Here is an 11894-nt window from a genome sequence, read left to right on the forward strand (position 1 = left end):
GAGTGATCCTCGCCCGGCTCCAGTTTGTCACAGCGAATACCGCCCGTCAGCGGATCGGCGGCGCGTACTGAATGCCACCGTTGACCCACAGGGCATTCAGACCGCGAGCGATCTGCAAGGTCGAATCGGCCCCGATGGTCCGGTCGAAGATCTCGCCGTAGTTGCCGACTGCCTTGACGGCATTTGCGGCCCAATCGTTGCCAAGTCCGATGCTTTCGCCAAAGCTGCCGTCAGCACCAAGCAGCCGGCGAACCTGCGGATTGGCGTCGTTCATCATCGCGTCAACATTAGCAGACGTGATCCCCAGCTCTTCGGCGTTGAGCAGGGCAAAGCCAACCCATTTCATGATGTTGAACCACTCTTCGTCGCCTTGCCGAACGACGGGACCAAGCGGCTCCTTCGAGATGACTTCCGGAAGAACGATGTGATCGTCAGGGTTGGCAAGGACCAGCCGGGTCGAATAGAGGCCCGAAGCATCAGTGGTCCATGCGTCGCACCGGCCAGAATCGTAGGCTGCAATCGCTTCGTCGAGTTTCTCGAAGACGACCGGGTTCAGATCCATGTTGTTGCGGGTGAAGTAGTCCGCCAGATTGAGCTCGGTGGTCGTGCCGGTCTGAACACAGACCGCCGCGCCCGACAGCTCAAGCGCGGACGTGATGCCGTCGTCCTTACGGACCATGAAGCCCTGGCCGTCGTAGTAAGTGACGACACCAAAGGCCAGACCAAGCGACGTGTCACGCGACATCGTCCAGGTCGTGTTTCTCGACAGAAGGTCGATTTCGCCGGACTGCAGGGCCGTGAAACGGTCTTTCGCCGAGAGCGGCGTATACCTCACCGCGTCCACATCGTTGAAGATCGCCGCGGCGACCGCGCGACAGAAGTCGACGTCGAAACCGGTCCAGTTGCCTGCGTCATCGGGCGATGCAAAGCCAAGCAAGCCGGTGTTCACACCGCACTGAACGAAGCCTTTTGCCTGAACGTCCTCAAGAGTCGTCGCGGAAGCGCTTGCGACAGTGAGAGACAGAGCCGCTCCGACAACGGTCGGTACAATGGCGCTTTTCATTTCAATCCCCTTTCTATATCCCAGCATCAGTGCCTGGGTTGTTACCTGCCGCTCCACGACACGCCTTTTCGAAGCGTTTTGGCGGACGCGGCGCAGGCGCCCCCTCCTCGCGTCGCGATTTGACCACGATATCAAGGGGTATTATTGCACTTCGGTCAAGGGCACCCGGCCGAGATGCTGCATTGCATCGGTTCGATTGCACAAGCGCCCGCGAGCCTGGGACTGCCATGAGCTCCTCCGACGATCGCCCAAACCGGTTCTCTCATTCAACAAACGTCGTGCGCGCCGGGCGCGATAAATCCCTCACGGGACCCTTCGTCAACCCGCCAATCGTTCGCGCCTCAACGGTGTTGTTCCCCGACACGGATACAATGCTCACGCGGCGCCAACGCTACCATTATGGCCGGCGCGGAACCCCGACGAGCGATGCTCTGGATTCTGCCATCAGCGAATTGGAAGGCGCTGCGGGAGCGGTATCGTGCCCCTCTGGTTTGAACGCAGCGACAACGGCGCTCCTCTCGGCGACGTCGGCCGGAGACACCGTGCTGATGGTGGATTGCGTCTATGGGCCAGTGCGTCATTTCGCCGATACGGTGCTGCGACGTATGGGCGTGGAGACTGTCTATGTCGATCCGGCCGTCGGGGCCGGCATTGCCGAACTGATAACCGATCGGGTCAGCGTCGTTTATCTCGAGCCACCCGGATCGCTGACGTTCGAGATGCAGGACGTCCCAGCGATCGTCGGTGCTGCACGGGCCGCTGATGTCAAGACGATTGTTGACAATACTTGGGCAACACCTTTGTTTTTCAAACCGCTGGAGATGGGTGCTGATCTTTCGGTCCAGGCAGGGACGAAGTATATCGGTGGCCACTCGGACGTGAACCTCGGGTTCGTCGCCGCCAATGACAAGGCATGGCCGGCACTCAAGGAAACGCACGGAACCCTGGGGCTGTGTGTAGGCCCAGACGATCTCTATCTCGGGATGCGCGGCCTCAGGACACTGGCCGTCCGGCTCGAGCGCCAGATGGAGTCCGGGCTAACCGTCGCCTCATGGCTGAACCAGCGATCGGAAGTTGCGAAGGTTCTTTATCCCGCCCTTCCTGATGACCCCGGCCACGCCGTTTGGAAGCGTGACATGAAGGGCGCTTGCGGTTTGTTCAGCGTCGTCATGAACGGGTGGAGCCCGAATCGAGCCAAGGCGTTCGTCGACGGGCTAGAGCTGTTCGGAATCGGCGCGTCGTGGGGCGGCTTCGAAAGCCTGGCGATCGTCGCCTATCCCAACAAGGTCCGCACCGCGGTTCCCTGGCGGACGGACGGGCAGCTGATCCGCTTCCACATCGGGTTGGAAGACCCGGCGGATCTGATGGCCGACATCGATGCTAGCTTCGCGCGGACAGCGGATCTGTAGCAGGGCGCGCGGCAGCCGCCTCCTGGTCTCGCCTCCCGCCCCGCAATGCTTGCCACAAGCCAGCTGCCAATCCATGAATCCCGATCTGGCGATAAACACCACGGATCGCGGTCGTTTTTGGCATCAGCGACCCATCGCAGCTGCGCTGAAACGCGACGCCGCTCCGACCGAGGGCATAGGCGTAGATGATCGTGAACGCCGCACCAACGAACGCACCTGCGATGATGTCGCTCGGATAATGGGCGCGCACCACCACTCGGCTAACGGCAACACCGACCGCTATGACGCCGATGAACAGGACCAATCCAGTTCGCCCGCGAAAGATCAGCGCGCAAGCGGTCGCTGCCGCCACGATGGTCGTCGTGTGACCCGAGGGAAAGCTCAGATGCTGGTAAGCGAACGAGAAGGGCTCGAACGCAGCCGTACTCTCCTCGGCAAAGCGAGGGCGAACGCGACCGATCAGAAACTTCAGCCCCATCGTGACCAACCCGGCTGCGGCCACGGTGCAGAAAAAAAAGCCGGCAAGCTCGCCTATTTCGCCCCAGGCCGCTGCCACCCGTCGTTGGGTGGCACGCCAATCCGCGAAGAGAACCAGAAGCGCGATACTCCCCGACGGAATCAGCCACCATTCGGACTTACCGAAGCGGGTCAAATCGATGTGGATCGCCTTGACGCCCTTGCGGAAATCGGATGCCCAATCGACGGCATGCATGTCGAGCCCGATGACCGCAAGCGCGATGACCAGAACGGTGAGCGTCCCGCCGCACTTGACCAAACGAGAATAAGGGTAGGCGCATGGCCGAAGGGCCGGTTGGCGACGTCTCCGGAGACGCGACCGCAAGCGATGTATGTTGTGCCTGAGCCTGCCGCGGGGGACGCCGTCGTCCTGATTTGTCAACCCATGATCGCGCAAGCGAGGCCCCCTCCCCAGCGGCCCTCCAAGCGAACGCTTCGCGACGAACCGCTGATCACGGCGGCTTTTTGAGCTCAACCGCTAAACTTAGTCGCCTGCCGTGACACATGCGTCACTCTATCATGACATCGCCATGACAACGACGGCAATCGACATTGGTGGGATGATTGCGGTCGGCAACTTCCGAAAGACCGGAAGGCTGTCTCGCATGCTGGCTATGCGGCGGTGCGGCAATCGCGACATACGCCGCGCAGTTCAACCGTCGTCGTTCTGGGCGAGAATCCCGTGCCCTTAGACCAGCGTCGCAGCCGAGCGGCGATCTTCTCGTCGGTGAACTCCGTGACACGGCCACACTTTTCGCAGATCGCAAAGGCCGTCGTGGCATGGGACTCGCAGCCGGGATCGCTACAGGCAACGAACGCGTTGAGGCTTTCAAGGCGGTGCACGAGACCGGCTTCGACCAGCTTGTCGAGCGCGCGATAGACCTGAAGCGGCGCCCGAAAGCCATCCTCGCGTAGTTGGTCGAGGATCGTATAGGCGCTTAGCGGTCCACCGGCGTCGGTCAACGCGTCGAAGACAAGCGTCTGATTTCGCGTGAGCGGCGCGCGCTCCGGAGATGTCATTGTTTGAGTACTCCGGTGGCGTGACGCACGGCGAGAAGCCGGGCCAGCGGTGTGAGACTGACAGCGAACAACGTCACCGCGGCGACAACGATGGTCGGTCCTGATGGGGTATCCCATTGCAGCGAGCCGAACAGCCCCCCGACGACCGCGATGGCACCTATAAGAGCCGCGATAACAGCCATCTGCTCAGGGGTGGCCGCGAAGCGCCGTGCCGCGGCGGCGGGAATGATGAGCAGCGCGGTAATGAGCAGCACGCCAACGATTTTCATGGCGATCGCGATGGCCAAGGCCATCAGCAGCATGAACACAAAATCCGCGCGACCGGGGCTTCGCCCTTCGGCTTCCGCGACTTCGCGGCTGACAGTGCCGGCAAAGAGCGGCGTCCATATCAAACCGAGCGTCGTGAGAATGGCAACGCCGCCAACATAGACGACGAGGATGTCGGTTCTCGAGACCGCCAGGATATCACCGAACAGGAGACCCATCAGATCCATCCGCACCCAGGTCATGAAGGCCAGGACCACCAGGCCAATCGCCAAGGCCGAATGCGACAATAGTCCGAGCAGGGCGTCCGACGACAAGCCCGACTGGCGCCGCAGGAGCAGGAGCGCGATAGCGATCAGGGACGAAACCACAAACACCGCCAGCGTGATGTTGACTTCAAGCAAGAACGCCAATGCCACGCCGAGCAGCGCCGCGTGAGCAAGCGTGTCACCGAAATAGGCGAGGCGTCGCCATACGATGAAGCAGCCCAGGGGACCGGCGACGAGCGCCACGCCGATGCCGGCTACCATCGCCCGAACGAAGAAATCGTCAAGCATGGTGATGATCCGGAATCTTGCTTTCGGCGCCGTGATCGTGATGACCGTCTCTCGGGTGACAATGGTCCGTCACGCTGCCGTCGATATGTCGGACGCGCCCATCGGGCAAGTGAGCGTGGTCGTGGTGATGTTCGTAGACGGCAAGGGCGGCGCGCCCACCAAACAGTTGGCGATAAGCTGGATTCTCTATCACCGAATGCGGCGGCCCCTTACAACAGACATGGCCATTGAGGCAGATCACCTGATCGGTCGCGGCCATCACCACATGAAGATCGTGCGAGATTAACAAAACCCCGCAACCGATCTGATCGCGCAGTGACGTTATCAGATCGTACAGTGCGATTTCGCCATTGAAGTCGACGCCCTGCACCGGCTCGTCCAGCACCAGAAGATCTGGCTTGCGGGCAATGGCACGGGCAAGCAAGGTCCGTTGAAACTCGCCTCCTGAGAGGTGGCGGACTTCGGCATGGGCGAGATGCCCTACGCCCGTCATGGCAAGGGCTTCGTCCAACTCCGATTGACTGAGCCGGTTGGTAAGACGCATGAACCGGGCGACGGTGAGCGGTAACGTCCAGTCGATCGCAAGCTTCTGAGGCACGTATCCGATTCGGAGGCTGGAGAGCCGTTTGGCTTGACCTTCCGTCGGTTTGAGTATCCCGAGGGCCATCTTCGCAGTGGTCGACTTGCCCGAACCGTTCGGGCCTATCAGCGTGACGATCTCGCCGCGATGAACGTCGAGATCGACGTCACGCACCAGCCACCGACCGGCCTGTTCGATGCCGGCGTCGCGCAAGGAGACGAGACTGGGTTCCAACATTTTTTTTCGACAACTCAACATCTAAGCGGCTTGTCGTCGATGTAGACCATACGTTATAAAGTTACAACGCGTAACCTTATAACGTCACAGATGGTATCCCTCGATGAAACGCATTTTTGCCGTGTCGCTGGTCTCCCTTCTTGGAGGAACCGCAACCGCGATCGCCGCCCCTGACGTCGTCGTCTCGATCAAGCCGATCCATTCTCTGGTCAGCGGCGTTATGGCCGGTGTTGGCGAGCCGCAACTGATTGTTGAGGGTAGTGGCTCCCCGCATACGTACAGCCTCAAGCCGTCGCAGGCGGCAGCGCTTCAGGAAGCGGATCTTGTGTTCTGGGTTGGGCGGGATCTGGAGCCGTTTCTGGAGAAGCCGATCGAAACAATCGGAGAAAACGCCACCATCGTTGGGCTGCTCGATGCTGAGGGGCTGAAGGTCCTCTCGTTTCGCGAAGGGGCTAGTTTCGAGCCACATGACCACGCCCATGCCGACGAGCATGATGACCATGCTCATGCCGACGAGCACGATGACCACGCTCATGCCGATGAGCACGACGACCACGCTCATGCCGATGAGCACGACGACCACGCTCATGCCGATGAGCACGACGACCACGCTCATGCCGATGAGCACGATGACCACGCTCATGCCGACGAGCACGATGACCATGCCCATGCCGACGAGCACGATGACCATGCTCATGCCGACGAGCACGATGACCATGCGCATGCCGACGAGCACGATGATCACGCGCATGCCGACGAGCACGATGATCATGCGCATGCCGACGAGCACGACCATGCTTCAGAGGTAGCCGAAGTCCACGACGATCACGACCACCACCACGATCACGGCGCCTTTGACCCGCACGTCTGGCTGGACCCGGTCAACGCAAAGGCGCTGGTCAGCGCGATCGAGGACGCACTGTCGCAAGTGGATCCTGAGAACGCGACCGCCTATTCGGAAAACGCCGATCAATTGCGCCAACGACTGGACGCGTTGGTGGCGGAGGTCGACGACATCGTCGCGCCGGTGAAAGACCAGTCATTCGTCCCGTTTCACGACGCCTATCTTTACTTCGAAGATCGCTTTGGTGTCCGGGCCGCTGGAGCAATCACCGTCAGCCCTGAGGTGGTGCCCGGCGCCGCTCGGGTCGGCGAGATCAAGGACCGGATTGTCGATCTTGAGGTGACGTGTGTCTTCGCCGAACCGCAGTTCACGCCAAGCCTCGTCGCGACCGTGACCGAGGGAACAGGAGCAGACACCGGCGTTCTTGATCCGCTTGGCACCGGGCTCGATGATGGACCGGATCTGTATTTCTCCCTCATCCGGGCCATGGCCGAGTCGATGCGGGACTGCTTGACCCCGACCGGCTAACGGTCGGGGCTACCAGCGGCGGTTCAGCCCGGAAGCTGAAGGAGGCCCAGGATGTTTCCGTCCGCGTCCTTGAACCATGCCGCCCGGGCACCGTCCGTGTCGGCAATCGAGTCGACTGTCTTCAGGCCGGGCATATCGTACTCCTCGAAGACCACGCCGCGCGCCTTCAACGCGCGGACGTCGCCTTCGATGTCGGTTGTGACGAAACCCATGAGCGTCGCCGGATTCTTGCCTGCGTTCGGCGTTTCGTAGAGCTGGAACTGGCTCCCCTCGCCGGCGTGATAGATCACGCCGCCCGAAAACCTTTGGCCGGCCCGAAAACCAAGCACGCCCTCATACCATTTCGTCGCCTGCTCCAGATCGGATACCGGTATAACCGTCTGCGCTCGCCTATCCTCAAGTGCCACGACGTCCTCCCGTCACCGCTGTCCTCGCGGGCTTGAGTCTAGCATCGGAGGCAAATGCCGGCGACCCTGTGCCGCGGATCCAGGCCCTACTCGATCCGATAGCGAGCGATGAAGCCTCGATCGGGGACGATGCCGAGACCTGGCCCGGCCGGCACGCCCGCGTACCCATCGGTACGGGCGACCTGGCCGGCGATATCCAGCGGCTCCTCCAGAAGTTCATCGCGAAAGAGATTGTGGGTGGTGTCGAATTCAAGCATGGGCTCGGTCGGATGTAGCCCGCCCGGCAGTGGCGGCAGCGCCGCGAGGAGATGGAGGTTGGCGGCAACGGCGACAGCCGAGCCCCAGACGTGATTGACCACCGGCACGAAATGGGTGTGCGCAGCGGCGACGACCTTCAGGTACTCGGACACGCCGCCAAGGGCGCAAACCTCCGGCTGGGCGATGTCGAGACATCGCCCGTCGAAAAGGCGACGCCAGCCCCACCGGGTGAACTCGGCCTCGCCGCCGGCGATGCTCGTGTCGAGTTTCGCACGCAGTTCGCGATAGCCGTCGAGATCCTCCGGCGCGACAGGCTCCTCGAACCAGTAGGCACCCATTGAATCCAGTGCCCGGCCAACATAAAGGGCGTCCGCCACCGTGTAACAGTGGTTGGCGTCGACCATGAACCGGAACACGTCGCCGACACCGTCGCGGACCGCTTGCACCAGGCGGACATCGTCGCGCGCACCCAAACCGACCTTCATCTTGGCAGCGACAAAACCGGCATCCTTGATCGCCGTCGCCTCGTTCTTGAACCGGGATGCAAGTGAAGCCGGGTCTTCTCGGCGTAACATCATCCCGTAACCGTAGACGGGAATTCGTTCACGGACCTGTCCGCCCACCAGCTTGCAAAGTGGCAGGCCGGCAATCTTCCCGGTCAAATCCCAAAGAGCAATGTCGACCCCGGAGAGCGCTTGGATCGGCATGCCCTTTTGGCCATGATCGCGTAAGGCGTTGTACACGTCGTGCCAGATGACCTCGCGGTCGACGGGATCCCGCCCGACGACCATCGGCCGGATGACCTTCTCGACAATGGCTTTGTTGGCGAGCGCCACGTTGCCCGGACCGAAGCACTCGCCCCAACCGACGGGTCCCTCATCGGTTTGCACTTCGACCAGATGCGCCGTGCGCCTGGTATAAAACTGCTGGGAATAGCCGAGCTCGTGCGGCAGGTCATATTGCAGGACGTGGCTGACGACGTCGGTGATCTTCACGGATCGCGCCTCTCGCTCCAGCGCTTCAGCATTCGGGCGGATGATGGCGACCCCGGCAGGACTCGAACCTGCGACATGCAGCTTAGAAGGCTGCCGCTCTATCCAGCTGAGCTACGGGGCCTTGTTCGGTCACTCGATCAGTCGCCAGCGAACCTAGTGTGTCCACGGTTGCCGACGACCGTAGCGGAAGTTGTCTGCATAGGACTGTGGGCGTGGCGGCTGTTCATGGGTTTCGATGACGCGATAGGGAATGCCGTTCCGCTCGGCGTAGGCGACCGCCTCCTCGCGCGTATCGAATTCCATCCGAATCTGCTGCCGCATGTCCGAGGATGAGGTGTAGCCCATTAACGGATCGACCTTGGGCGGTATCTCCGGCTCGTATTCGAGATGCCAGGCATCCGTCTGGGCCTTTCCAGACTGCATCGCGGTCTTGGCCGGCTTGAAAATCCGGGCGAGCATGTTTCGTCCACTCCAGTGATACGGCTGTCAGTACCGGTCGTCGTCCGCAACTGCTCTAGCCGATTTGGGCTCAATGATGGAAGGGCTTGAGACGACCAGTCCCGATAGCAGCGGACTTGGTGATCCGAGCATCGCCCTCGTTTGCCTGAGATTGTGGCTCGCGGGCCCACCGGCCGCCATTGACTAATTTCGCCGGTGGAGGTGGTCGGGGCAGCAGGATTCGAACCTACGACCCCCTGCTCCCAAAGCAGGTGCTCTACCAGGCTGAGCTACGCCCCGACACGGCAGAATGGCCGGTATTTGGCGGCATTCGCGACCGCCGTCAAGGCCTCGGACAGGTCCTTACACCCACCGCATTCAAGCCTTTGGGCAACGCCGCGCCGCGAACCTGTGCCCGTACCGTTTCAGCGAACAGCGCGGGATCCTGAAGGGGCCAGCCGTGGCCAAGACCCGGCACTTCCGCCGCACGGCCGGCCTTAAGCCGTTCGGCAAACGCCGGAAGGCTACTGCGGATCAATGGATGTTCCCGGCCGCCAGCGAGGAATAAGGTCGCGGTCTCGATTTCCTCAAGGTTCATAGGCGCAGCGAAGTCGATCACGTTAGCGAGCGCCCGTCGAAACGCCGCAGCCCGAACCGTCGCCGCCTCTTCGACGAAGAGCTGCGTGTCCGCGTCGGTCGCCCCCAGCATCTTGGCCGTTCGTCTTGCAAAGAACGGCCGCGAGACGAATGGCGCCATCAGCGCCGTCATGATCTTCATCGGCAAGGGTCTGGGCATGTTCGCGGCATGAATTCCGGTCAACGTCGCGGACCTGAAGCGCCCCGGCCGCTGGGACATCGCGGTCAGGCCGACATAGCCGCCGAGCGATGCACCTACCAAATGGCAATCCGCGTCACCGACGGCCGCTTCCACGACGGCCCCGAGTGCCTTTGCCGTCTCCTCCAGCGACACCCAGGCAACGTCACGCGATTGCCCATGTCCAGGCAGGTCGACCAGGATGCAGCGCAGGTCCGGCAATCGATCGACGACCGGCCGGTAGACACGGGACGTGGTTCCGACCCCGTGGAGGAGCGCGACACACGGAGCGTCCGCCGGCCCGACGGAATTGTAGTTCAGCAAGAGATATCCCCTGTGCGGACTGGCGCGGCAGCCTTCGGCACCAATTGCGGTCAAACATGGACGGGCGCGGGGGACACGTCGCTCATTGCACAGATGTCAGACGCCAGACGCAGCACCGATTGAGGAAGCCGGTCGGGTTCACCCGACTTGCAAATGCTTAAGTCGGCAGCAGCCGTGACCCGCCTCAGCCCACTTTCTCGTCCCGCTGATGGTCGACCGTCGCTCGCCTTCGCCGATTCACTTGAACCGGCAGGGCTAACGGTGATTGGCATCCAACTTGCTTCAAGAAAATCCGTGCAGCGCGTCTAGGGTTCCGGTCGCCATCGTCGGCGATGCCTGGTCCGAGAGACGCACCGGGCCGGATCGATCCGTTTCGATGTGGCACGGACACGGCGGGCCAAAATCCCGGGAGGTCACTGCACGGGTTTGCTGAGCGCAACCCGCCTCCCGTCGTGCTCGGCAAGCTTCGCGATCCGGCCACGCATGGCCGCAGGAAACGAAGGAGCCGAGAATGAAACGTCAGACACTCTACGCTTCGGCCATTGCCGCAAGTCTCGCAGCCGCGAGCCTTGCCGCGCCGACAGCCTTCGCCGAGGAGAAGACCGACTTCAAGGTATGCTGGTCGATCTACGTCGGCTGGATGCCCTGGGGTTATCTTCAAGACTCCGGCATCATGGCCAAGCACGCGGAGAAATACGGCATCGACGTCGAGATCGTTCAGATCAATGACTACGTCGAGTCGATCAACCAATACACGGCAGGCGAGTATGATGGCTGCTCCATGACCAACATGGACGCTCTATCGATTCCGGCGGCGGGCGGTGTCGATACCACCGCGCTCATCATCGGCGATTTCTCCAATGGCAATGATGGGATCGTCCTGAAGGAGCAAGAGACCCTCGCCGAGATCGAAGGGCAGAACGTCAATCTCGTCGAGCTCTCCGTCTCGCACTATCTCCTTGCCCGAGCGCTCGACTCGGTTGAACTGCGGGAAGCGGACATCACCGTCGTCAACACATCCGACGCCGACATCGTGGCGGCCCACACGACTCCCGACGTCACCGCGGTGGTCACCTGGAATCCGTTGCTATCCGAGATCGAGGCGATGCCGGGCTCCAACAAGGTATTCGACTCGAGCGCGATCCCCGGTGAAATCATCGACATCATGATGGTCAACACCGAAACTCTCGCCGCTAATCCCGACTTCGGCAAAGCGCTCGTAGGCGCGTGGTACGAGCTGATGTCGATCATGTCGCAAGACGACGAAGCGGGCATCGCCGCGCGGACCGCCATGGCAGAAGCATCGGGGACAGATCTAGCCGGCTATGACGCACAACTCGCCACGACCCAGATGTTTTACGATCCGGCTGACGCCGTCGCCTTCACCAATGAGGAGAAGCTCATCGACACGATGAAGTTCGTCGCCGAGTTCCTCTTCACCCACGGAATTCTCGGCGAAGGTGCGGACAGCCCGGATTTCGTCGGTATGGCTTTCCCGGGCGGGAAGACCTTGGGAGACACCAACAACATTAAGCTGCGATTCGACCCGAGCTATATGGAGATGGCGGCGGAAGGCACCCTTTAGGATTTTGCCAAACCAACCGGTGAGCCGACCCCCGCGGTCGGCCCCGGAGCGGCTT

At 61.7% G+C, this 11894-nt stretch carries 12 protein-coding genes, 2 tRNA genes and 1 riboswitch; of the genes, 3 read left to right on the top strand and 11 right to left on the bottom strand.

Features of this window, described 5'->3' with window-relative positions; all coding sequences use genetic code 11:
* Positions 1-46: 46 nt before the first annotated feature.
* Positions 47-1063, bottom strand: coding sequence for an amino acid ABC transporter substrate-binding protein (locus ACO076_RS15950; protein WP_421726749.1), 1017 nt, complete (start codon positions 1061-1063; stop codon positions 47-49).
* Between the two features lie 227 nt (positions 1064-1290).
* On the opposite strand from ACO076_RS15950, the gene metC reads away from it, so the two are divergent.
* The gene (metC, locus tag ACO076_RS15955; RefSeq protein WP_421723821.1) at positions 1291-2472 is read left to right on the top strand and encodes a cystathionine beta-lyase; all 1182 of its coding nucleotides are present in this window, start codon (positions 1291-1293) and stop codon (positions 2470-2472) included.
* Here the strand turns inward: metC and ACO076_RS15960 are convergent.
* The 4 genes from ACO076_RS15960 to ACO076_RS15975 all read right to left on the bottom strand — a co-directional run bounded on the left by ACO076_RS15960 (position 2444) and on the right by ACO076_RS15975 (position 5667).
* A complete protein-coding gene (locus ACO076_RS15960) occupies positions 2444-3247 on the bottom strand; it encodes a phosphatase PAP2 family protein (protein ID WP_421723822.1) in 804 nt (267 codons plus the stop codon). The two genes, metC and ACO076_RS15960, sit on opposite strands and share 29 nt — an antisense overlap.
* 353 nt (positions 3248-3600) lie before the next feature.
* Entirely contained in the window at positions 3601-4008 is a 408-nt protein-coding gene (locus ACO076_RS15965; protein WP_421723823.1) for a Fur family transcriptional regulator, read from the bottom strand.
* Positions 4005-4829 carry a metal ABC transporter permease gene (locus tag ACO076_RS15970; RefSeq protein WP_421723824.1) on the bottom strand — a complete coding sequence of 275 codons (825 nt, stop codon included), beginning with the start codon at positions 4827-4829 and terminating at the stop codon, positions 4005-4007. Before ACO076_RS15970 ends, ACO076_RS15965 begins: the two co-directional genes overlap by 4 nt.
* On the bottom strand, positions 4822-5667 hold the full coding sequence (locus tag ACO076_RS15975; RefSeq protein WP_421723825.1) for an ATP-binding cassette domain-containing protein: 846 nt from the start codon (positions 5665-5667) through the stop codon (positions 4822-4824). The genes ACO076_RS15970 and ACO076_RS15975 overlap by 8 nt, the downstream gene beginning before the upstream one ends.
* 199 nt (positions 5668-5866) lie before the next feature.
* Between ACO076_RS15975 and ACO076_RS15980 the strand changes: the two genes are divergently transcribed.
* A complete protein-coding gene (locus ACO076_RS15980) occupies positions 5867-7018 on the top strand; it encodes a metal ABC transporter solute-binding protein, Zn/Mn family (protein ID WP_421726750.1) in 1152 nt (383 codons plus the stop codon).
* A gap of 23 nt (positions 7019-7041) precedes the next feature.
* Here the strand turns inward: ACO076_RS15980 and ACO076_RS15985 are convergent, their stop codons facing one another.
* From ACO076_RS15985 to ACO076_RS16010, 6 genes are all read right to left on the bottom strand, one after another.
* Positions 7042-7425 carry a VOC family protein gene (locus ACO076_RS15985; RefSeq protein ID WP_421723826.1) on the bottom strand — a complete coding sequence of 128 codons (384 nt, stop codon included), beginning with the start codon at positions 7423-7425 and terminating at the stop codon, positions 7042-7044.
* Positions 7426-7511: 86 nt separating this feature from the next.
* Positions 7512-8678 (bottom strand): mandelate racemase/muconate lactonizing enzyme family protein, encoded by a 1167-nt coding sequence (locus ACO076_RS15990; RefSeq protein ID WP_421723827.1) that lies wholly within the window; start codon positions 8676-8678, stop codon positions 7512-7514.
* A 44-nt stretch (positions 8679-8722) separates the two neighbouring features.
* A tRNA-Arg gene (locus ACO076_RS15995) sits at positions 8723-8799 on the bottom strand.
* A 32-nt stretch (positions 8800-8831) separates the two neighbouring features.
* Positions 8832-9137: an ETC complex I subunit gene (locus tag ACO076_RS16000; RefSeq protein WP_421723828.1), complete on the bottom strand. Its 306-nt coding sequence runs from the start codon at positions 9135-9137 to the stop codon at positions 8832-8834.
* A gap of 202 nt (positions 9138-9339) precedes the next feature.
* Positions 9340-9416, bottom strand: a tRNA-Pro gene (locus tag ACO076_RS16005).
* Between the two features lie 43 nt (positions 9417-9459).
* Complete coding sequence (locus ACO076_RS16010; RefSeq protein ID WP_421723829.1) at positions 9460-10254, bottom strand: alpha/beta fold hydrolase; 795 nt, start codon at positions 10252-10254, stop codon at positions 9460-9462.
* A 294-nt stretch (positions 10255-10548) separates the two neighbouring features.
* Positions 10549-10668: riboswitch (guanidine-I (ykkC/yxkD leader) on the top strand.
* 97 nt (positions 10669-10765) lie between these two features.
* Between ACO076_RS16010 and ACO076_RS16015 the strand changes: the two genes are divergently transcribed.
* Entirely contained in the window at positions 10766-11839 is a 1074-nt protein-coding gene (locus ACO076_RS16015) for a putative urea ABC transporter substrate-binding protein (RefSeq protein ID WP_421723830.1), read from the top strand.
* Positions 11840-11894: the final 55 nt, after the last annotated feature.

It is taken from the genome of Bauldia sp., from assembly GCF_965232525.1.
GTDB lineage: Bacteria > Pseudomonadota > Alphaproteobacteria > Rhizobiales > Kaistiaceae > Bauldia.

Bases quoted from the DNA above. Each gene is read 5' to 3' on its own strand.
- ACO076_RS15950 (WP_421726749.1), bottom strand. From the start codon at position 1,063: ATGAAAAGCGCCATTGTACCGACCGTTGTCGGAGCGGCTCTGTCTCTC.
- metC (WP_421723821.1), top strand. From the start codon at position 1,291: ATGAGCTCCTCCGACGATCGCCCAAACCGGTTCTCTCATTCAACAAAC.
- ACO076_RS15965 (WP_421723823.1), bottom strand. From the start codon at position 4,008: ATGACATCTCCGGAGCGCGCGCCGCTCACGCGAAATCAGACGCTTGTC.
- ACO076_RS15970 (WP_421723824.1), bottom strand. From the start codon at position 4,829: ATGCTTGACGATTTCTTCGTTCGGGCGATGGTAGCCGGCATCGGCGTG.
- ACO076_RS15975 (WP_421723825.1), bottom strand. From the start codon at position 5,667: ATGTTGAGTTGTCGAAAAAAAATGTTGGAACCCAGTCTCGTCTCCTTG.
- ACO076_RS15980 (WP_421726750.1), top strand. From the start codon at position 5,867: ATGGCCGGTGTTGGCGAGCCGCAACTGATTGTTGAGGGTAGTGGCTCC.
- ACO076_RS16000 (WP_421723828.1), bottom strand. From the start codon at position 9,137: ATGCTCGCCCGGATTTTCAAGCCGGCCAAGACCGCGATGCAGTCTGGA.
- ACO076_RS16015 (WP_421723830.1), top strand. From the start codon at position 10,766: ATGAAACGTCAGACACTCTACGCTTCGGCCATTGCCGCAAGTCTCGCA.